The sequence below is a fragment of the Rhodococcus sp. ABRD24 genome (genome assembly GCF_004328705.1).
Taxonomy (GTDB): Bacteria; Actinomycetota; Actinomycetes; order Mycobacteriales; family Mycobacteriaceae; genus Prescottella.
The window spans coordinates 3,741,954-3,761,668 of record NZ_CP035319.1 but is presented as its reverse complement, the minus strand read 5'-3'; the positions used below and the strand labels follow the sequence as shown (position 1 = coordinate 3,761,668).

At 67.4% G+C, this 19,715-nt stretch carries 21 protein-coding genes; 12 read left to right on the top strand and 9 right to left on the bottom strand.

What is annotated here, in order from left to right:
* Window positions 1-53 precede the first annotated feature (53 nt).
* The gene (locus ERC79_RS23580) at window positions 54-236 is read right to left on the bottom strand and encodes a hypothetical protein (protein WP_242676607.1); all 183 of its coding nucleotides are present in this window, start codon (window positions 234-236) and stop codon (window positions 54-56) included.
* A 40-nt stretch (window positions 237-276) separates the two neighbouring features.
* On the opposite strand from ERC79_RS23580, the gene ERC79_RS16700 reads away from it, so the two are divergent.
* Both ERC79_RS16700 and ERC79_RS16695 read left to right on the top strand, forming a co-directional pair.
* Complete coding sequence (locus ERC79_RS16700) at window positions 277-711, top strand: MerR family transcriptional regulator (protein ID WP_207390348.1); 435 nt, start codon at window positions 277-279, stop codon at window positions 709-711.
* An 86-nt stretch (window positions 712-797) separates the two neighbouring features.
* Window positions 798-1,766: an aldo/keto reductase gene (locus ERC79_RS16695; protein WP_242676902.1), complete on the top strand. Its 969-nt coding sequence runs from the start codon at window positions 798-800 to the stop codon at window positions 1,764-1,766.
* Window positions 1,767-1,790: 24 nt separating this feature from the next.
* Here the strand turns inward: ERC79_RS16695 and ERC79_RS16690 are convergent, their stop codons facing one another.
* Together ERC79_RS16690 and ERC79_RS23170 are read right to left on the bottom strand one after the other, a co-directional pair.
* Window positions 1,791-2,468 (bottom strand): GPP34 family phosphoprotein, encoded by a 678-nt coding sequence (locus ERC79_RS16690; protein ID WP_131579552.1) that lies wholly within the window; start codon window positions 2,466-2,468, stop codon window positions 1,791-1,793.
* A complete protein-coding gene (locus tag ERC79_RS23170) occupies window positions 2,465-2,602 on the bottom strand; it encodes a hypothetical protein (protein WP_165497152.1) in 138 nt (45 codons plus the stop codon). The genes ERC79_RS16690 and ERC79_RS23170 overlap by 4 nt, the downstream gene beginning before the upstream one ends.
* Before the next feature lie 20 nt (window positions 2,603-2,622).
* Between ERC79_RS23170 and ERC79_RS16685 the strand changes: the two genes are divergently transcribed.
* The 3 genes from ERC79_RS16685 (at window position 2,623) to ERC79_RS16675 (ending at window position 6,558) form a co-directional block, all read left to right on the top strand.
* Window positions 2,623-3,366: a DNA alkylation repair protein gene (locus tag ERC79_RS16685; RefSeq protein ID WP_242676606.1), complete on the top strand. Its 744-nt coding sequence runs from the start codon at window positions 2,623-2,625 to the stop codon at window positions 3,364-3,366.
* Window positions 3,367-3,510: 144 nt separating this feature from the next.
* Entirely contained in the window at window positions 3,511-5,436 is a 1,926-nt protein-coding gene (locus ERC79_RS16680; protein ID WP_131579551.1) for a propionyl-CoA synthetase, read from the top strand.
* A 282-nt stretch (window positions 5,437-5,718) separates the two neighbouring features.
* Window positions 5,719-6,558: a hypothetical protein gene (locus ERC79_RS16675; protein WP_131579550.1), complete on the top strand. Its 840-nt coding sequence runs from the start codon at window positions 5,719-5,721 to the stop codon at window positions 6,556-6,558.
* A 10-nt stretch (window positions 6,559-6,568) separates the two neighbouring features.
* On the opposite strand, the gene ERC79_RS16670 is transcribed toward ERC79_RS16675, so the two are convergent.
* The 4 genes from ERC79_RS16670 to ERC79_RS16655 all read right to left on the bottom strand — a co-directional run bounded on the left by ERC79_RS16670 (window position 6,569) and on the right by ERC79_RS16655 (window position 10,875).
* Window positions 6,569-7,777, bottom strand: a complete 1,209-nt coding sequence (locus ERC79_RS16670; RefSeq protein WP_131579549.1) for an NADH:flavin oxidoreductase — start codon at window positions 7,775-7,777, stop codon at window positions 6,569-6,571.
* A gap of 135 nt (window positions 7,778-7,912) precedes the next feature.
* The gene (locus ERC79_RS16665) at window positions 7,913-9,244 is read right to left on the bottom strand and encodes a deoxyribodipyrimidine photo-lyase (protein ID WP_131579548.1); all 1,332 of its coding nucleotides are present in this window, start codon (window positions 9,242-9,244) and stop codon (window positions 7,913-7,915) included.
* 39 nt (window positions 9,245-9,283) lie between these two features.
* Window positions 9,284-10,150: a cytochrome c biogenesis CcdA family protein gene (locus ERC79_RS16660; protein ID WP_131579547.1), complete on the bottom strand. Its 867-nt coding sequence runs from the start codon at window positions 10,148-10,150 to the stop codon at window positions 9,284-9,286.
* A complete protein-coding gene (locus ERC79_RS16655) occupies window positions 10,147-10,875 on the bottom strand; it encodes a thioredoxin domain-containing protein (protein ID WP_131579546.1) in 729 nt (242 codons plus the stop codon). Before ERC79_RS16655 ends, ERC79_RS16660 begins: the two co-directional genes overlap by 4 nt.
* 145 nt (window positions 10,876-11,020) lie before the next feature.
* Here ERC79_RS16655 and ERC79_RS16650 point away from each other — a divergent pair, with 145 nt between their 5' ends.
* Window positions 11,021-11,473, top strand: coding sequence for a hypothetical protein (locus ERC79_RS16650; RefSeq protein WP_242676605.1), 453 nt, complete (start codon window positions 11,021-11,023; stop codon window positions 11,471-11,473).
* On the opposite strand, the gene ERC79_RS16645 is transcribed toward ERC79_RS16650, so the two are convergent.
* Both ERC79_RS16645 and ERC79_RS16640 read right to left on the bottom strand, forming a co-directional pair.
* Window positions 11,449-12,378, bottom strand: a complete 930-nt coding sequence (locus ERC79_RS16645) for a M56 family metallopeptidase (RefSeq protein WP_131579544.1) — start codon at window positions 12,376-12,378, stop codon at window positions 11,449-11,451. The two genes, ERC79_RS16650 and ERC79_RS16645, sit on opposite strands and share 25 nt — an antisense overlap.
* The gene (locus ERC79_RS16640; RefSeq protein ID WP_242676901.1) at window positions 12,375-12,719 is read right to left on the bottom strand and encodes a BlaI/MecI/CopY family transcriptional regulator; all 345 of its coding nucleotides are present in this window, start codon (window positions 12,717-12,719) and stop codon (window positions 12,375-12,377) included. Before ERC79_RS16640 ends, ERC79_RS16645 begins: the two co-directional genes overlap by 4 nt.
* A gap of 294 nt (window positions 12,720-13,013) precedes the next feature.
* Between ERC79_RS16640 and ERC79_RS16635 the strand changes: the two genes are divergently transcribed.
* The 6 genes from ERC79_RS16635 (at window position 13,014) to ERC79_RS16610 (ending at window position 19,561) form a co-directional block, all read left to right on the top strand.
* Window positions 13,014-13,469: a MarR family transcriptional regulator gene (locus tag ERC79_RS16635; protein ID WP_131579542.1), complete on the top strand. Its 456-nt coding sequence runs from the start codon at window positions 13,014-13,016 to the stop codon at window positions 13,467-13,469.
* On the top strand, window positions 13,469-13,939 hold the full coding sequence (locus ERC79_RS16630; RefSeq protein WP_131579541.1) for a class I SAM-dependent methyltransferase: 471 nt from the start codon (window positions 13,469-13,471) through the stop codon (window positions 13,937-13,939). The genes ERC79_RS16635 and ERC79_RS16630 overlap by 1 nt, the downstream gene beginning before the upstream one ends.
* Complete coding sequence (locus tag ERC79_RS16625; RefSeq protein WP_131579540.1) at window positions 13,936-14,637, top strand: response regulator transcription factor; 702 nt, start codon at window positions 13,936-13,938, stop codon at window positions 14,635-14,637. Before ERC79_RS16630 ends, ERC79_RS16625 begins: the two co-directional genes overlap by 4 nt.
* Window positions 14,634-15,941 carry a HAMP domain-containing sensor histidine kinase gene (locus tag ERC79_RS16620; RefSeq protein WP_131579539.1) on the top strand — a complete coding sequence of 436 codons (1,308 nt, stop codon included), beginning with the start codon at window positions 14,634-14,636 and terminating at the stop codon, window positions 15,939-15,941. Before ERC79_RS16625 ends, ERC79_RS16620 begins: the two co-directional genes overlap by 4 nt.
* On the top strand, window positions 15,931-18,321 hold the full coding sequence (locus tag ERC79_RS16615) for a lysylphosphatidylglycerol synthase transmembrane domain-containing protein (RefSeq protein WP_131579538.1): 2,391 nt from the start codon (window positions 15,931-15,933) through the stop codon (window positions 18,319-18,321). Before ERC79_RS16620 ends, ERC79_RS16615 begins: the two co-directional genes overlap by 11 nt.
* Before the next feature lie 154 nt (window positions 18,322-18,475).
* Window positions 18,476-19,561: an alpha/beta hydrolase family protein gene (locus ERC79_RS16610; RefSeq protein ID WP_131579537.1), complete on the top strand. Its 1,086-nt coding sequence runs from the start codon at window positions 18,476-18,478 to the stop codon at window positions 19,559-19,561.
* The last annotated feature ends 154 nt before the right edge of the window (window positions 19,562-19,715 follow it).

Here is a 19,715-nt window from a genome sequence, read left to right as displayed (position 1 = left end):
TCCGGATCGTCTCACCCATCACCGACACCGACAGACGTGCGACCGCCGGCCAATCAGAACAGTTCACGGGCGTCGCGACCGATCTCGTTGTCGCGCTCGCAGCGCGCTCGGCGCACCCACTCGGTTACCACACGACTGTCATCCCGGACACCTGCGCCGGGACCTCGACGGAAGCCCACGAGCACACCCTCACCGGTCTCGCCGGGGATGGCACCACTGTGATTCGGGATCGGCATGCTTGCGTTGGAGTGCACTCCAACGCCTAGCGTCGTCACCATGACCGTTTCACGTGGAATCGCATCCGTCGCGGAGGTCACTGGGCTCACGCAGGACACCCTTCGCTGGTACGAGCGCGAAGGTCTCATTCCGCGCGTCGGCCGTAGCTCCGACGGGCGGCGGCGATACGACGAGGCATCCGTTCGAATCATCCAACTCATCGTCCGCCTCAGACGTACCGGCATGCCTGTGGCCGAGATCCGCCGGTTCCTCGCAATGTACGAGGAGGGGGCGGCAAGTCACGGCCGACGTATGGCACTCCTCGCGGAACACCGCGTGCGAGTGTCGCTTCAGCTCGCCGAGCTACGCGCGGACCTCGCTGCCGTCGACGACAAGATCGACCATTACCGCAGGCTCATCGCGAACGGCCGCGACTGCGACGACACCCCCATCACCGATAGCGCCATCCTCGAAAGGCAAGGCCGCCCCGCATGACAGAACACTCCCTTCCGAATGACCGTTGCGTGCCTATCGTGAAACTCGGCGACGGTCTGACTGTGAGCCGAATCGGCTTCGGCGCAATGGCCCTCAGCCACGTCTACGGCCGGTCCGATCCCTCCGACGCACTTCGAACCGTAAACCACGCCATCGATGTCGGAGTCACGTTCATCGACACAGCCGATGTGTACGGCGAACCCCGTCCGGGTTCCGACGGGCCCGCGGGAACCAACGAGGAACTGATTGCAGAGGTGCTCCGTCACCGGCGTGACGAGGTGCAGCTCGCGACAAAGTTCGGAATCACCGGCAGGATCGGAGCCGACACGGGCGGCACATCAATCCGTGGCGATCGCGACTATGTGAGATCGGCTTGCGAAGCGTCGTTGCGACGGCTGGGAACCGACGTCATCGACCTGTACTACATGCACCGTCGTGAACTCGATCGGCCGATCGAGGAAACAGTCGGCGCCATGGCCGAACTCGTCCGCGAGGGCAAGATCCGGCACGTCGGCCTCTCAGAAGTTACTGGCACAGAACTGCGTCTGGCCGCCGCTGTCCACCCGGTGGCGGCCGTTCAAAGTGAGTGGAGCATCTGGTCGCGCGACGTGGAGCGGCACGTGGTCCCCGCAGCGATCGAGGTCGGGGCCGGGTTCGTTCCATACTCGCCGCTGGGACGTGGATTCCTGACCGGCACTCTGACCAGGGCGTCCGTTGCGAATTCCATTCGCTCGGGACAGCCCCGATTCGATCAGAACTTCGAGGCGAACCACGCAGTAGTCGAGCTTGTCCGGTCAATCGCCGGTGAGATCAACGCAACGCCCGCACAGACGGCCCTGGCCTGGCTCTACTCCCGCGGAACGCGGCTCGGCCTACCGGTCGTACCGATCCCGGGAACCCGACATGCAGCACGGGTCGACGAGAACGCTGACTCGCTGACGGTGGCACTCACGAACGAACAACTGACCAGGCTCGACAGCGCCGTCTGGCTCGTCATGGGCGACCGAAATCTCACCTTCAATCGGCCCCAGTGGATATCGGCCGGCCGGGAGTAACCCAGCCGAATCGAGTGACAACATCTACGAACCACCACCCACGACGACCGGCACCATCACCGCAACCACGACTGCGACATTGATCGCTTCGATCGCCTTGCGGACCGCGGCACCTGCCCACTCGTCGGCCGCGATCTCCTTGGCGCGCTTACGGATCACCTTACGGTCGGCACCCGGAAAGACCTTCGCCGCGGCGTCGACGGCGGACAGCAGCGAGATCAGCGCGGCGGTGCGCGGACGCGGATCGAGTCCCTCCACGAGGACGCCCTCGAGTTCGCGGCGGATCTCGCGTTCGTGGCTCTCGTCCACCGGCGGCCAGGCTTTGACCGGGAAGATGCCGAGTACCTTGCGTCGACTCTCCTGGACCCATCCACGATCGATGACCCGCTCGAAGACCGCTGTCCGCAGTTCTGTGTCGAACTTCTCGATCGCCGCCTCGGGCTTCAGCGACCCGGATTCCCGGATACGGTCAAGCGTGCGAGCGAGAATCGGATCGTCGGGCCGGTCGTCGCGACGGATCGCGAGCCGGCCCTTCTTGACCTCATCCTCCGGTCCGGCGGGGGTGGCATATCCCTCGAACGCGAGCTCGAGGAGCACTGCGCCGGCAATCACCCGGGGCAGCTTGGTTCCGTCCACGAGCAGGTCCCCGGACTCGTCATCGAGCAGTAGCAACAGCAGGTCTTCGGCGATGAGCGTCGTCATGCCACCACGGTACGGAAATGCGAGGCCTGTGACGGCTGCGCGCCGACTCCGTTGCGCCAGCAGGCATCATGGGTGAGGACGTACGTGAAGCCGATGACGAGGACGACCTGGTGAACCTGCCTCAGCGGACACATCTCCACTGCCGGAGCTCGACGTGACCGCGCGAACCGCGGTGGAGGTGGCCGCGGCGCTGGACGCCCTTGCCGATGCCGCGGATGCGCAGCATCTTCGGCAGTTCTTCAAGACCGGGCCCGGCGAGTACGGCGAGGGCGACGTGTTCATCGGAGTGCGGGTGCCCGCCACGCGGAAGGTCGCGAAACAGTCCGCCGGATTGCCGTTGTCTGAGGTAGACATCCTGTTGGACAGCGACATTCACGAACACCGCCTCGCCGGACTGCTCATCCTGGTCGACCGGTTCGCGAGAGCGAGCGCCGCCCGCACCCGCGACGAGAACGCCCGCGAGAGTATCGCGAGCTGCTACCTCGACGCCGTGCTCCGGGGCCGGGTGAACAACTGGGATCTGGTCGATCTGTCCGCACTCCATGTCCTCGGCGGCTGGCTGTACGACCGTCCCCGCGACCTCGTGTTCGAACTCGGTGCCGACGACGACCTGTGGCGACGACGGGTCGCGCTACTGACGACGTTCGGCTTCATCCGCCGCGGTGACGCCTCGGCGACGCTCGAACTGGCCGCCCACGTGCTCGACGACCGGCGCGATCTGACCCAGAAGGCTGTCGGATGGATGCTTCGAGAAGTCGGGAAACGGGTGGACCCCGGACTGCTGCTCGGATTCCTCGACGCCCACGCCCCCGAAATGGGCGCGACGGCCCTGAGCTACGCGACCGAACACCTCGAGACCGCCGACCGCGGGCACTACCGGCGAATGCGCCGGGGCTGACGCTCACCGTTCGCCGATCGTTCCGCACCGCCCGACGCACGCCGAACCCACGAAGGGCCGGCCGACACGCCGAACCACCGCCGGTCGAATAGGGTGTTGTGCGCATCACAGATGCGTGGTCAGTTACCGAGAGGACACGAATCGATGAGCTCTTCCGAGCATGCGACCGGCACGGACGCCGAGGCCTACTCCACCGCGTTCCGAGAGAGCGTGGACCAGCCGGAGAAGTTCTGGCTTGCTGCCGCCGACGCCGTCGAGTGGGACACCGCACCCACCCGTGCGCTCGACGACTCGAACGTGCCCTTCTACCGCTGGTTCCCCGACGCCGCCCTCAACACGTGCTTCAACGCACTCGACCGGCACGTCCGGGACGGTCGCGGTGACCAGGCTGCGCTGATCTACGACTCCGCAATGGTGCCCGCGAAGCGGACGTACACGTACTCCGAGCTGCTTGCCGCAGTGGCTCGCTTCGCGGGCGTACTCGCTGAGCTGGGCGTCGTCGCCGGCGATCGTGTCGTGATCTACATGCCGATGATCCCTGAGGCGGCGATCGCGATGCTCGCGTGCGCGCGGATCGGCGCCGTCCACTCGGTGGTCTTCGGCGGCTTCGCGGCCAAGGAACTCGCGACCCGCATCGACGACGCCCAGCCCGTCTTACTGGTCACCGCGTCAGGGGGCCTCGAGCCCGGACGCACGATCGAGTACCTGCCGATGGTCGATCAGGCACTCGAGCTGTCGGCGCACCCGCCGCACACCGTGATCGTCAAGAACCGCGAGAACATCCCAGGTTCCGCGGCCGACTACCGGGACCGCGGCGCCGCCTGGTTCGACTGGGACGAACTGGCTGCCGACGCAACCGATGCCGCGCCGGTCTCCGTCGCCGCCACCGATCCGCTCTACATCCTCTACACCTCGGGTACCACCGGAAAGCCCAAGGGGGTCGTCCGCGACAACGGCGGTCACGCCGTCTCGCTCACGTGGTCGATGCGCAACATCTACGACATCGGCCCCGGCCAGGTCATGTGGACCGCGTCTGACGTCGGCTGGGTCGTCGGCCACTCGTACATCGTCTACGCGCCGCTGCTCGCGGGCGCCACCACGGTGATGTACGAGGGCAAACCCGTCGGCACCCCGGACGCCGGCGCGTTCTGGCGGGTCATCCAGGACCATCAGGTCTCCGCGCTGTTCACCGCGCCCACCGCGATCCGTGCGATCCGCAAGGCCGACCCGGACGCGGATGAGCTTGCCAAGTACGACATCTCGTCGATGGTGACGCTGTTCGCCGCCGGCGAGCGCCTCGACCCCGATACCTACGTGTGGGCCACCGAGAAGTTGGGCGTCCCGGTGATCGACCACTGGTGGCAGACCGAAACCGGGTGGGCGATCTGTGCAAACATGCGCGGGCTCGAACCGATGCCGATCAAGGCCGGCTCCCCCACCGTCCCCGTACCGGGCTACCGGGTGGGCATAGTCGACGGCGAGGGCGCGCCCGTCGGCGCCGGCACCGAGGGCAACATCGTGATCGCCTTGCCACTGCCACCGGGCACGCTGGCCGGGCTGTGGCGCGACGAGGATCGATACGTCAAGTCGTATCTGTCGACGTTCGACGGTTACTACCTCACCGGCGACTCCGGCTACATCGACGAGGACGGCTATGTGTTCGTCCTGGGCCGCAGCGACGACGTCATCAATGTTGCCGGGCACCGGCTTTCGACCGGCAGCATGGAGGCCGTCGTCGCCGGACACCCGGCCGTCGCGGAATGCGCGGTCATCGGCATCCACGACGAGCTCAAAGGCCAGCGCCCCAGCGGGTACGTAGTCCTCAAGGCCGGCATCGAGATCGACGACGAGGTACTACGCAAGGAATTGGTCGCGATGGTCCGCGAACAGATCGGTGCGGTAGCCACGTTCCGTGACGTGACCGTCGTGCAGGCCCTGCCGAAGACACGCTCGGGCAAGATCCTGCGCAAGACGATGCGGCAGATCGCTGACAACGACGAGTACGCCGTGCCGTCGACCATCGAAGACCCCTCGGTGCTCGACGACTTCGAGCGACTGTTGCGCGGATAACCTGCCACGGCCCGAAGAAGGCTCCGAGGCTCCGAGGCTCCGCACCCGCCAGGGAGCGGAGCCTTCCTCGTTTCGACCGGTTCTGCCGATTCCGACGAGTTGCGGGCATCTCCGAACCATCCACGATCATCCGTGCCCGATCACTGCCCGATATCTACCGAAACTGCAGCTCAGGGCATATGTCGCACTTGACGATAACGGTCACGTTCCGATAACTTTCCTTCCCATGGGCCGTCGGCCCCGAACGTCAACGACAGTCTCCCGATTCGGCGAGGAGGAGTTTTGCCTGCTGTAGTCACACCCTCCGTTCACGACCTGCTTCGCGAGTTCGTTGCGAACTGCCCGCGACGTCGTTACCTCCACGAGATCGAGGGAATCGAGCTGTCGAACCAGGCCGCGTTCATGCGCGAGGTCGTGGTCACAGTCCAGGCCTGCCTCGAGCCGCACATCGCCGAACTACGCCGCCGCGAGCGCGGTCGCCACGCCCTGGACCCGAACTGGACCGACGGTCCCGGGATGCACCTGATCGCGAGCATTGCTCAGTTCGAGGAGATTCTGGCGACACTGCTCGACGCGACTCGGCTCGTCGAGACTGCACGCATGTCGACCGCGTGGACGCTCCTCGGCTCGGCCGTGGAGCGGCTCGAGGTCCTCACCGCGCTCGAGTCACCGGACGGACCACAGGTGGCCTCACAGCTGGTCGACACCGCCGCACGCGCACGCGCCGAACTATCCGCCGTCGCCGCCACCGGCGGAGTCGACCTCCAGCTCCCGGCGACATTGCCGTCATCGATACCTACTGCAGCGGAACAGAACTCACCGATCTGGCCGATGCCCAACGAGGAAGTGGCGACACTGCTCGACGCAGTCGGGCGGGGCGCCGATACCAGCCGCGACGGCGGGCCCTTGAGTATTCGATGCCTGCTCGGCTCACCCGACGAAACCGACTACGACCAGCTTGCCGCGGTCGGTGGATATCTGCACCATCTCGTCCTCCGGATTGTGCAGGCCGCAACCGATGCGCTGTGCGCGGTCGCGGCCCGCTCAACGCGGAACACTGCGTGGGACGAGTGGGCCGCGGACGTCCGGGCGGGTGTCGAATTCGCGTGGGACTGCGTGTAGCGCCAGTCAGCTACGAGTCCGAACTGCTACGCCGAACTGGGACGGGATCGACCAGCACGCAACGCGCGCCGGAGAAGATCGTCGGCATGCACTTGTTGCAGTGGATGCACAGTGACCGGGTCTTCGACTCGGCGGCGATGCGGTTCACCAGATCAGGCTCGCGGAGCAATGCCCTTGCCATGGCAACGAACTCGAAGCCTTCCGCCATCGCGGTGTCCATGCCGGCCCTGTCGGTGACACCGCCGAGCAGCACGAGTGGCAGTTTGACCGCAGCGCGGATCTGGCGAGCATGCTCGAGCATGAACAGGTCCCGGTACGGGTATTCCTTGATGAACGCCTTGCCCACCAGCTGCACGCCGAGCCTGATCGGCTGGGGCATTGCGGCGGCGAAGTCGCGGATCGGGGCATCCCCCTTGAACAGGTACATGGGGTTCAGCAGCGAGCTGCCCATCGTGAGCTCCAACGCGTCGAGACTGCCGTCGGCCTCGAGCCACTGGGCCACCTGGATCGCCTCGTCCACCCAGAAACCGCCCGGCACGCCGTCGTCCATGTTCAACTTCGCGAGAATCGCGATCCGATCGCCGACGGCGTCGCGGACCGCGCGGGCGGTCTCCCGCACGATCCGGGCGCGGTTCTCGAGCGACCCGCCGTAGTTGTCCTTGCGCCTGTTCAGTTTGGGGCTCAGGAACGAGCTCGCGAAGTAGTTGTGCCCGAAGTGGATCTCGACGGCGTCGAACCCACCCTCGATCGCATGCCGTGCCGCGTTCGCGTGACCCTCGGTGATCCGGGCGATGTCGGCGGTCGTCGCCCGGTGGATCTTCTGCAGGCTCAACGGGCTGAACGACGCCGACGGCGCCAGCGCAGGCACCCCGTTGGACTTACCGTTCGCGACGGGACCGGCGTGCCCGATCTGCGCCGACGCCGCGGCCCCCTCGGCGTGGATCGCGTCGGTGAGTCTGCGTAGACCCGGGACCACCTCCGGTCGCATCCACAGCTGGCCGCGCTCGGTGCGACCTTCCGGGGCTACCGCGCAGTACGCGACCGTCGACATGCCGACTCCACCCGCCGCGGGCCGGCGGTGGAACTCGATGAGTTCGTCGGTAACGAGTGCCTTCGGCGTGCGCCCCTCGAACGTGGCCGACTTGATGATGCGGTTGCGCAACGTGATCGGACCGAGCTGGGCCGGTGCGAGCACATCGGGATGGGTGGTTTCGGACACCGTGAATCCTTCCGTCGAGGGGCCGCTCGACGCTATACCGGAGCCACTGGCTCCGGAAGTGGGGGTGTCCACTCAGTGAGAAGACTGCGGCGCTCCGGGAACCACCCGGTAGCGATCACCCGGTCGCCGGTCTCCTCATCTGCCCAGCTCGCCGTAGCGCGCGAGGGCTTCGCGACGCTCGTCTGCATGGTCGACGATCGGCTCCGGATAGCCTTCGGGCCGGCCCGCGCTCAGCGAGTGCACGGCCTTGCCGGCGACACCTCGCAGCTCCGGCACCCACCGCCGGACATAATCGCCGGTGGGGTCGAACTTCTCCCCCTGCGACGTCGGGTTGAACACCCGGAAGTACGGCGCCGCGTCGGTACCGGAACCGGCCGTCCACTGCCAGCCGTGCTGATTCGACGCCAGATCGCCGTCCACCAGATGCGTCATGAAGTACCGGGCCCCGCGCCACCACGGCAGGTGCAGATCCTTGACGAGGAACGACGCGACGATCATCCGCACCCGATTGTGCATCCAACCCTCCGCCGCGAGCTGACGCATGCCCGCATCGACCACCGGATAGCCTGTGCGTCCCGCGCACCACGCGTCGAACAGAGCGTCGGCGTCCGGGCCGACGTCATAGCGGATCGCGTCGAACTTGTGATCGTAGTTGCCGTGGGCACTGTCCGGCCGTTGGAAGAGTATGTCCGCGTAGAAGTCCCGCCACGCGAGCTGACGCCGATACTGCTCGGCTCCGCGGCTGCGCTTGCGCGCGAGGTCCGCGAGCATCGTGCGGGGGTGGATGTTGCCGTACTTGAGATACGTCGACATCCGACTCGTGGTATCCAGGTCGGGGCGGTCGCGTTCGTCGTCGTAGCGGGCCAGGTCGGTCTCACAGAACTCGCGCCAGCGAGCCAGTGCGGCAGTCTCTCCGGCCGCAAGACCCGGAGCACCTGGTGCGGGGATCGCGACTCGTCCCGGAATGTCGACATCGTCGGGATCGAGCCATCCGACGGAGCCCGGTCCGGTCTGCGCGGGGCCCCGCCAGCCGTGGTCGAGCCAACGCTTGAACCACGGAGTGAACACCTTGTAGGGAGTGCCGTCGTCCTTGGTGACCCGGCCCGGTGCGATCGCGTACGGCGAGCCGGTGGCGACGAGGTCCACCCGCTCGGCCACTGCCGCGTCACGAGCTCGGCCGAACGGTCCGTAGTCGGCACTGACGTGCACCGCCTCGGCGGCAATACTTCTCGCGACCGAGGGCACCACATCGGCGGGATCTCCCCGAACCACCAGCAGGCGTCCGTCCAGTTGCTCGTCGAGCGCAGACAGGCTGCGGTAGAGAAAGTCCCGTCGCGCACCACCCGCGGGCCCGAGCAGTCGATCGTCGAGGACGAACAGGCCCAGCGCCCGATGCCCGGCGGCGCCGAGCGTCGGCAGATCCGCCAGGCGCAGGTCACGCCGGAACCACACGAGCGATTCGGTCACTGTCGTCTCTCGTATCGATAGCGCACACCACTACGGTAATCAGTCGCGCTCCTGCCCGGCGTCCACCGTCGCCGGATCGCCCGCCTCGGCGCGGCGTCGACGGACGATCCGAATCGCAACGATGGCGAAGAGGAACAGGACAACGGCAAGCAGAATCCCCACATCGGGCACATATCGCGCCCAGTCGCTCAGCCTGACCTGCAGCGAGAATTGCTCGTCGACGCCCATCACGCCTCCGAGATTCGCGGTGCCATCGGTGATGAGGAACAGCACACCGATCGCGATGAACAGCAGGCCCGAGACCAACGACGTCGTATGGGTGCGGAACTTGCCCACCGTCACCGGCCGGCCGCGCAACCATGTGCGGCTGCCGAGCTCGAAACGATCCCACAGCAGCGCTAGCACGAAGAGCGGGATCGTCATTCCCAGCGCATAGACCGCCATCAGCAGCCCGCCGTATCCCGCGCCGCCACCAGCGACCGCGATGGTCAAGACACTGCCGAGCAGCGGACCCGAACAGAAGCCCGCGAACCCGTACACCGCGCCGAGCGCAAACACCGACAGCGCACCCGAGACGCGAACGGATCCGGCGGCGCGCTGTGCGGGCGCGAAGGCAAACCCGCGGCCGAGAACGGTGGCGCCGCCGAGCACGATCAGGATGACGCCGCTCACCGTCGTCACCGCCTCACGATGCTGTGTCAGCATCGATCCCATCGCGCCCAGTCCCGCCCCGAGTGGAATCAGGACCACCGCGAGTCCGGCGTAGAACACAGCGGTCCGGGCAGCGAGGCGTCCGGCACCGTCGAATGCGTACGCGAAGAAGGACGGCAGCAGCAGCGCCGAGCACGGACTCACCAGCGAGAGCAGTCCCCCCAGAAGTGCACCGAGCAGCCCGATGTCGGTCACTGCACCCGCCCACCGGTCTTCTCGATCAATTGCTCGAACACCGCGAGCGGCTGGGCGCCGAGAATCGGGTATCCGTCGATCACGAACGACGGGGTACTGGACACCCCGATCATGTTGGCCTCGAGCACGTCCCCGGCAATGTCCGCATCGACTGCAGCGTCCGCCGCATCACGCTCGAACCGAGCCAGGTCCGGCACCCCGGCCTTCTCGGCGAACCCGCGCAATGCAGCGGCATCCAGGTTCGGGTGGCCGCGGTCTGGCGACGCAGCGTAGAGCGCCGAGTTGAATTCCCAGAACTTGCCCTGCGCCGCGGCGGCCCGTCCGGCCCGCGCAGCGACCATCGACTCTTCTCCGAAGATCGGCAGGTCCCGCCACTCGATCCTCAGCACACCGGCATCGACGTACTTGTCGACGAGCTCCGGCTCGGTGTCCCGACTGAACTTCGCACAGAACGGGCACCGATAGTCCGAGTACTCGACCAGCACGACCGGCGCATCGACGGACCCGCGGGCCAAGGGATCACCGTCGACTCGGCGCGCCACGTCCCCCACCGGACCGATACCCGGTTCGGTCTCGGCCGAGGTCGCGCTCGCGCCGGCCACCTCGTCGTCACCCTGCACACGGTCGAAGATCAGGAGCCCCGCCAAGAGCAGGGCGGCCGCCCCGAGCACGCCGAGCAACCACATGTCTCGCCGCGCTCCGAACAGTTTTCCGCTGGATGCCATGCGTCCTCCATATTCCACCCGGGAACCTCGCGTGCCCCCAACTACTATCGGTGATAGTACATACAACTACTATCTCCTTTAGTAGTTCAAGGCCGTCCGACGACGAGAGGTCCCCGGCTCGATGTCCGAAAAGAGCTCTGCTGTAGTGCGTTTGCCCCGGGCAATCGGCGCCGGCGCAGTGACACTGCTCGCAGTAGGGGTGCCGACAGACATAATCGACACGCCGTGGTTCGGCCGCGAGATCCCGGTGCGCTGGTGGGAATACCCCGTTCTCGCCGCGACCGTCACACTTACCGCGGTGTGGTTCGGGATCAGGCCGCGCGCCCCGGAGACTCGCGCAACCGGCCCCCTGGCCGGGGTGATGCTGACGGTGTTCGCGGTCGGATGCCCGGTCTGCAACAAGATCGTCCTGCTCGCCATCGGCACCAGCGGGGCGCTGGGATTCTGGGCTCCGCTCCAGCCGGTTCTCGCGATACTGTCGCTCGCGCTGCTGACCGGCGCCGTCGTGCTGCGCTGGCGTCGACGGCCGTGCGGATCGGAGTGCGCGCTGCCCAGCCCCGCGGAGGCGTCCGCTCAGCCGCCGAGCGCCGCACAGTAGGCAACGAGAGCGGTCGCCACTGCCGAAACGGCCACGAAGACAGGTAGCACCGACAGCGTCAGCGCGAACGGATAGTGCAGCATCCGCGCGGCGCGGCGCGGCGCCCGCTGCCCGGACAGCCACGTGACCCGGTCCTCGACGAACTGTCCAGTCGACCGGCCACCGGACCAGTTCTCCAGGGCCGCGCAGACCGCCGCCGGACCGCACGACTGCGCCGCGTGCCGGTCGGCGGACAACTCCACCAGAATCCGGACCCAATTCGCGCCCACTCGCGACAACGGAACGAACGGCAATGCAGCTCGGAAGCCGTCCGCCCACGCCACCAGCAGGTGATGGCGCCCACGCAGGTGGGCCCGCTCATGCGCCAGGACCGCCTCGCGCTCGACCGGATCGAGCGCCACCACGCCGTCCCCGAGCGCGATCGCCGGCGTACGGCCGCCGATGCTGTACGCGGCAAACCCCTCCCCCGGAAGCTGGAACACATCGCCGGCCTCGGCCGAGTCGCGTCGCCCCACTATCCGCAACACCGCGGCATGCGAGTCGGTGGTGCGGCGGTGCCGGACCAGGGTGCTCCCGACCACCGCTGCGATCCGGGCCACGAAGACGAGGCCACCTACCCACACAGCCACCTCGACCAAGGGAAACCACGGCCACACACCGCCGTCCCGAATCGCCCGGACACACGAAACTGCGGCGGGCGGAACGATGTTCCACTGGTGTCCGGGCCGCAGCCAGAGGGCGAACGGCACCGCGGAGAGAGCCAGGACGAACATCACCTGGGATCCGATCCAGGCGGCGAGTGCGACGCGGGGGTGTCGCCGAGGCACCGCGAGGAGGTTCAGCCATTGCGGGGCAAGGAAACCGAGGACGAACGCAGCGATCAGGAGTCCGGACGCAACGATCATCGGGCGTCTCCGCGGCGCCGGGACTGCGTCCGCCGGGCGGCTCGGCGCAGGATCCTCGACTCGTCCTCGGTCGCGGAGTTGGCGAAATGGAGCATGACCTGCTCGGCGTCGCCACTGGCGTCGAGCACCTGACGGAGGAGCGAAGCCGCTGTCTCCTCACGACTTTGCGCGGCCTGGTACCGGTACGCGCGACTGACGCGGTTGCGCGACACCATGCCCTTCGTATGCAGATTGTCGAGCACGGTCATCACAGTGGTGTACGCGAGCGGTCGAGCCGGGTCGAGCCGGCCCATCACATCTCGCACCCGCAACGGCTCGTCCGCGCTCCACAGCACAGCCATCACCGCGGACTCGAGTTCACCCAGACCGATCACGCGGACACCGTCGTAACGAGCCGCGGCAGCACCTCCCGGAGTACCCGCGTGCTGACGTCGGCGCGCAGGCGTGCGTGAATCTCGTCCGCTCGGGTGCCGGTCGCTCGTCGCATCCCGTCAGTACAGGTCGTTCCGAATCGAGAGTCAAGTTTCGAAGTCGGATCGACTTGCCGATGTGCGCACGGCGAGCTGGCGGCCATCCCAACCGATGAACAATTCAAAACTAGTGAATACTGTTCATAATGAACTAGCATCATTTCCATGACGGAGGCCCTGGACAGACATGCTGCGCTGGATCGCGCATTCGTACTCGCGGAACAACTGTCCGCATCCATGGCGGACGGCGCCCGAGAGTTCGGGCTCACCACGGCGCGCACTCGAGCCCTGTTCTGCGTGGCCGAGCGTCCGCCGATGACGCAGCGCGAGCTGGCGGCCGCGCTGCGGTGCAGCACCCGTCAGGTCACGGCACTCGTCGACGCCCTCGAAGAGTCGGGGCATCTCATGCGCGAACCGCACCCTACCGATCGGCGAGCACACATCGTGACGCTCACCGGCAGTGGGCGCGGGGTGGCCGAACGGATCCGGCAGCTACGCCACCTCACCGCCCGCACCCTGCTCGACGGCATCCCCCGCGAGAACCTCGACGTGTTCGTCACGGTCGCTGACATCCTCATCGACCGGACCGCCGCCGGCTCCCCGGATCGGGCCATGCGGTGATGCGCCGACAACTGGTTCACGCCGTGGACGCGGCACCGGTATCCGCGCAGATTGCCGCCGGCGTCGCCGAGCAGTTGCCGGTCGACGACCACAGCGTCGACATCGTCGTCTGCTTCCTCGTGTTGTGCTCGGTTCGCGACGTGCCGCGAGCGCTCTCGGAGATCCGGCGGGTTCTGCGGCCCGGCGGGCGATTGGTGCTCGCCGAACACGTGCGGGGAACGGGGCTGCGGGCGCTCGCCCAGTCCGCGATCAGCCCACTCAACCGGCACTTCGCTGGCGGTTGCCGGTCGGATCGCCGCACGGTGGAAGCGCTCGACATCGCCGGATTCGAGATCATGGCGCTCGAGGAGATCGCCGGACCCGGCCGGTTCTCACCCACCGCTCCCGTCGTCGCCTGCACCGCCACACCTCGCCTGACCGGCCAGCTTCCGGCCACCGGTCACGAGGCGCCAGGCACAATGCTCAGGTGACCGCATCCGCAACCGTCCTGGTCGTCGACGACGACGAGGACGTGCTCGTCTCCCTCGAACGCGGCCTTCGCCTGTCCGGATTCACCGTGCTCACTGCCACGGACGGCTCGGCCGCGCTGCGGGTGATCGCCGACGCCGAGCCCGATGCCCTCGTGCTCGACATGAACATGCCCGTCCTCGACGGACCCGGGGTGGTAACAGCCCTGCGCACGATGGGCAACGACATTCCGATCTGTGTGCTCAGCGCCCGCAGTTCCGTCGGCGACCGGATCGCGGGCCTCGAGTCCGGTGCCGACGACTATCTGGTGAAACCGTTCGTGCTCGCCGAACTCGTGGCGCGGATCCGGGCGATGCTCCGCCGCCGCACAACCGGCCCGCCCAGCCCGCCCGCGGACGCCCCGCTCGTCGTCGGCCCGCTGTCGATGGACCTCGCAGGCCGGCGTGTCCGGCTTCACGACCGCGAGATCCCACTCACCAAAAGGGAATTCGAACTACTCGAGGTGCTCGCTCGCAATGCGGGCGTGGTGCTCAGCCGCGAGCGCCTGCTGGATCTGGTGTGGGGCTACGACTTCGTCGCGGACACCAACGTGGTCGATGTCTTCGTCGGCTACCTGCGCCGCAAGTTCGAGGCCGACGGCGCCCCTCGCCTGCTGCACACCGTGCGCGGCGTGGGCTTCGTGCTGCGGGAGACGCCGTGAGCCGGCCCCATTCGCTGCGGGCGCGCGTCGCCGCGGCCACCGCGCTGGGCGCGACCATCATCGTCGCGGCCGTGGGCGTCTACCTGGCGCTGGCGATCGCGCGGAACAACCTGCAGCAGTTGGACCGCCGGCTGGAGACCGCGTCGCAGGTGTTCGCCGTCAACGCCCGCGCTGCGGCACCCTTCCTGGGCGTCCTCGGTGACCGCGGTGCGTTCGCGATCACCATCCGGGCCGGCGACAATGTGGTCGCGAGTACCCCGAGCCGGCTACCCACGCTGGAGCCCGGCTCGAATACCGTGGACATCAGTGGCACCCCATTTCGCGCATTCACCGCGGCGATCGGACCGAACTCCGATTTACTTGTCTCCGTAGCAGTTCCGCTCGCCGAGGCGAAGGATCCCACAACCGATCAACAGCAACAGGTGGCGATCGTCGGCCTGCTCGCCGTCGCAGCGGCCGGGGCACTGGGCTGGGTGTTCGGTGGCCGCGCGGTACGTCCGCTCGTCGAGCTCACCCATCGGGTCGGCCGGCGAGACCGCGACCTCGCCCCGGCCGCGTCCGGGGTACGCGAAGCCGACGAGCTGGCGGCCGCCGTGGGGGCGATGCTGCAGGACGTCTCCGACGCGCAAGCACGCACCACCGCGGCGCTCGACACCGCTCGCGACTTCGCGGCTGCGTCCGCCCACGAACTGCGGACCCCTCTCACCGCGATGCGCACCGACCTCGAGGTACTCACCGCCCACGAGCTGCCCGCCGAGCAGCGCGCCGAGATTCTCGCCGACCTCATCCGCACGCAGGGCCGCGTGGAGGCCACGCTCACCGCGCTCGAACGGCTCGCATCCGGTGAGCTGTCCAGCGAACGCGACCATGTCGACACCGATCTGGCCGAATTGTGCGACCTCATCGCCGAGGACGCACAGCGCCAGCATCCGGGCGTGCGAGTCACCGTCGATGCCGCGCCAAGCCTCGTCATCCGTGGCCTGCCGGCAGGCCTGCGACTGGCGCTCGACAACGCCGTCACCAACGCCGTCCGCCACGGCGGCGCCCGGCACGTCGCGATCGGCGCCCACCGCGCACCCGACGGAACCGTCACGGTCACTGTCGACGACGACGGCTCCGGCATTCCCGAGGACGAACGATCCGAGGTGTTCGAGAGATTCCGCCGCGGCAGTGACGCAGCGGAAGGAGGATCGGGCCTCGGCCTGGCCCTCGTCGCCCAGCAGGCCCAGCTACACGGCGGCACGGCACGATTCGAGGACAGCCCGCTCGGCGGCGCGCGTCTGGTGGTGACCCTTGCGAGTTGACGGACGAGAGATCCCGGTCACCGGCAGCCTGCTGCAGCCGTTGGCTCGGCGCACCAGCGACATCCTGCGGGTCGTATTCGCCGGCGTCTTCCTGGGCGCGGTGATCGCCGGATCGGTGATCACCCGTAGCGAGTGGGACGCCCTCGAAACGTCCGTGTCCGACATCGTCGGAATCCTGTCGCCGAGCGTGTCCGACACCGTGTACCTGCTGTACGGCATCGCGATCCTGGCGCTGCCGTTCGCAATCCTGATCCAGCTCATCATCGGCCGCCGCTGGAAGCTACTGGCCGGCTATGCCGCCGCCGGGCTGATCGCGGGTGTGGCGCTCTCGTTCACCGGGTCCGGGCTGGCCGCGCCGCGGTGGCACCTCGACGTCTCGGATCGCGTCGACACGTTTCTGTCCCAATTCCTCGACGACCCACGCTGGATCGCGATGCTGGCCGCGGTCCTCACCGTGTCCGGGCCGTGGCTGCCGAAACGGTGGAGGCGCCTGTGGTGGGCACTGCTGCTCGCATTCGCCCCGATCCACCTGGTCGTCAGCTCGATCGTGCCGGCGCGGACCATGCTCGGGCTCGCCGCAGGCTACCTGACCGGAGCGGTGATCGTGCTGGTGGTGGGGACGCCGGCGCTGGAGGTACCGCTGGAATCAGCCGTGGAGACCCTGCAACGAATCGGTCACCGGATCACCGCGTTCCGAGTGATCACCCCGGCCGGCATCGGCCCACTCGTGCTGGTTGCCACCCGGGACGACGAACCAGATCTGGTCGTCGAGTTGTACGGGCAGAACCAGCGTAGCCGCGGAGTGATCCGGCAGGTCTCGCGCTGGCTGAGACTCCGCAGCAGCGAGAGTGCCCTGGCACATGTCTCACTCGGGCGCGCCGTCGAGCATCGGGCGCTGATGGGGATCGCAATCTCCGATCTGGGGCTGGCGGCGTCGAAACCGACCGTGGTGGCCACCTTGGACCGCGGGTGGGAGCTGTATGCCCATCCGATGTCCCGCGGCGCACCGCTCGCCACCCTCGCTACCGACAATTCGGGCCCGCGCGAGGCCCTGCTGGCGATGGTCTGGTCATCCCTCGGCGACCTGCACGACCACCAGATCACCCACGGGGACCTCCGGGCCGCCGACATCCGGATCGACGACGGCCACGCCTTGTTCGACGGCTTCTCCTACGCCGAACTCGGCCTGGCCGAGTCCCAGGTCCAATCCGACAACGCGCAGCTGCTGCTGACGACCGCGTCGCTGTTCGGCGTGGAGCCGGCAGTCGCGGCGGCACTTTCGGCGCGCGGCCGCGACCGGATCCTCGCCGCGTCCCGCCGCGTGAGCAAGTCTGCAATGCCGTCGCGGCTGCGCAAGTCGGTACCGAACTCGTCCGAGCTGCTCTCGGCGATCCGCGACGAGGTGAGCCGCCAGACCGATATCGACAAGATCGCCCCCGAGCAGGTCACCCGTTTCACCCGCAACCAGATCATCCAACTGGTGCTTCTGATCGGCCTGGTCTACGTCGCGTACCCGTTCATCACCCAGGTTCCGACCTTCCTCACAGAGCTGAAGACGGCGAACTGGTGGTGGGCGCTCGCCGGGCTGGCGGTGTCGGCCCTGACCTACGTCGGAGCGGCCGCATCGCTGTGGGCATGCGCTTCCGAGCTGGTCCGCTACCGGCACCTGCTGATCATGCAGGTGGCGAACACGTTCGCCGCGACCACGACCCCCGCCGGGGTCGGCGGTCTCGCGCTGAGTGTGCGATTCCTGCAGAAGGGCGGCCTCGGCGCGGTACGCGCAACGGCAGCCGTCGCGCTGCAGCAGACGGTGCAGGTTGTCACCCACATCGCGCTATTGATCTTGTTCAGCGTCGCCGCCGGCCGCGAAGCTGACCTGTCGCACTTCGTGCCGAAGACCACCATTCTGTATCTGATCGCAGGCGTCGCACTGGGGGCGCTCGGCACGTTCATGTTCATCCCGAAGGCTCGCCGCTGGCTGCGCAACGAGGTCCGCCCTCAGCTCACCGAGGTGATCGGCGCGCTCGGACAGCTGGCCCGCAACCCCGGCCGGTTCCTACTGATCGTGCTCGGTAGCGCGGCCACCACCCTCGGCGCGGCACTGGCGCTGTGGGCGAGCGTGGGGGCATTCGGCGGCGGTACCACGTTCATCACGGTAACGATCGTCACGATGATCGGTGGCACCCTCGCGTCGGCTGCTCCGACACCGGGCGGTGTCGGTGCGGTGGAGGCGGCACTCATCGGCGGCCTGACCGCGTTCGGACTCCCGGTCGCCATAGCGGTACCGTCCGTATTGCTGTACCGCGTCCTGACCTGCTGGCTGCCGGTCTTCTGTGGCTGGCCGACCTTACGTTGGCTCCAGAAGAACGACATGGTCTGAGGTTCGAAGCGATGCGGTCAGAAGAACGAATCGAGAATTTTCGGGCAACCGGTAGCAAAACCGGACGTGCGTCCGATACCGAAAGTGATATACACACCAGCAACACCGAGGAATCTAGACCCGCTCCTCGGCCGACCACCGAAGGCGAGTAAGCATGCGTGTAACCAGTAAGTCCCGCCGACTCAAAGCGTTGATCGGCGCCACGGCGGCGGCGGTCGCCGCAGTTCCGGTCTTCTTCGGGGCCGGCGTAGCCGCCGCGGGAACACCGGCGCAGAACGACGCCGCGAAGGTCACCGCCTCCGCGAAGGCGAACGGCGGAACCAAGCTCGTGTCCGCCAAAGCCGGTGCTGGCAACAAGATGTCGCTCGTCGTTCGTTCCGAGTCGATGGGCAGGGACATCCCGCTCGAGGTGATCCGACCGGCGGACACCTCCAAGCCCGCCCCCACCCTGTACCTGCTCAACGGTGCCGGCGGCGGCGAGGATTCCGCGTCGTGGCAGCGACAGGCCAACATCGGCGAATTCTTCGCCGGCAAGCAGGTCAACGTCGTCACCCCGATGCAGGGCGCGTTCACCTACTACACCGACTGGCAGAAGCCGGACGAGGCACTGCACGGCGTCAACAAGTGGGAGACCTTCCTGACGAAGGAACTGCCGCCGGTCATCAACTCCGCGCTCGGCACCACCGGGGTCAACACCCTCGCGGGCATCTCGACGTCGGGCACCTCGGTGTTCAACCTCGCGCTCGCGAAGCCCGACCTCTACAAGGCCGTCGGCGCGTACAGCGGTTGCGCCGACACCGCGACTCCGGTCGGTCAGACCTACATCCAGATCGTCATCGCGGCCCGCGGGTCGGCCGATGCCGAGAACATGTGGGGCCCCGTCGGCAGCCCGGACTGGATCGCACACGATCCGATCATCAACATCGGAAAGCTCAAGAACGGCCCCCGTCTGTACGTTTCCAACGCCTCCGGTCTGCCCGGCCCGCACGACACCCTCAACGCCCAGGGCATCAACGGCAACATTCCGACGCTGGCCAACCAGGTGATCGTCGGTGGACTCATCGAGGCAGCGACCAACGAGTGCACCCACCGACTGTTCAACGCGGTCAACGCGAACGGCATGGGTGGACAGGCGCAGTTCAACTTCAAGCCGGCCGGCACCCACTCGTGGGGCTACTGGCGCGACGATCTGCGTGACTCCTGGCCGATGCTCGCGGACTCGATGAACACCCCGCGGTAATTTCACCACGCTGAGGAAGAGCTTCTGAACTGCTCCCCGGAAGCTGGACTGAGAAATTCAGTTCCGGCTGTCGGGGAGCAGTTCTATGTTTGTGCGAAGTTCCCTGTCTGCGGATCAGCGGGCAGCGGCGATGCGCTCGACAACACCGCCTACC

Coding starts and splice junctions, on each gene's coding strand:
- ERC79_RS23170 (WP_165497152.1), bottom strand. CDS start 2,602: ATGTGTCCGCTGAGGCAGGTTCACCAGGTCGTCCTCGTCATCGGCTTC.
- ERC79_RS16635 (WP_131579542.1), top strand. CDS start 13,014: ATGACGGAGGCCCTGGACAGACATGCTGCGCTGGATCGCGCATTCGTA.
- ERC79_RS16640 (WP_242676901.1), bottom strand. CDS start 12,719: ATGGCTGTGCTGTGGAGCGCGGACGAGCCGTTGCGGGTGCGAGATGTG.
- ERC79_RS16680 (WP_131579551.1), top strand. CDS start 3,511: ATGAGCTCTTCCGAGCATGCGACCGGCACGGACGCCGAGGCCTACTCC.
- ERC79_RS16700 (WP_207390348.1), top strand. CDS start 277: ATGACCGTTTCACGTGGAATCGCATCCGTCGCGGAGGTCACTGGGCTC.
- ERC79_RS16695 (WP_242676902.1), top strand. CDS start 798: ATGGCCCTCAGCCACGTCTACGGCCGGTCCGATCCCTCCGACGCACTT.
- ERC79_RS16630 (WP_131579541.1), top strand. CDS start 13,469: ATGCGCCGACAACTGGTTCACGCCGTGGACGCGGCACCGGTATCCGCG.
- ERC79_RS16645 (WP_131579544.1), bottom strand. CDS start 12,378: ATGATCGTTGCGTCCGGACTCCTGATCGCTGCGTTCGTCCTCGGTTTC.
- ERC79_RS23580 (WP_242676607.1), bottom strand. CDS start 236: ATGCCGATCCCGAATCACAGTGGTGCCATCCCCGGCGAGACCGGTGAG.
- ERC79_RS16610 (WP_131579537.1), top strand. CDS start 18,476: ATGCGTGTAACCAGTAAGTCCCGCCGACTCAAAGCGTTGATCGGCGCC.
- ERC79_RS16655 (WP_131579546.1), bottom strand. CDS start 10,875: ATGGCATCCAGCGGAAAACTGTTCGGAGCGCGGCGAGACATGTGGTTG.
- ERC79_RS16690 (WP_131579552.1), bottom strand. CDS start 2,468: ATGACGACGCTCATCGCCGAAGACCTGCTGTTGCTACTGCTCGATGAC.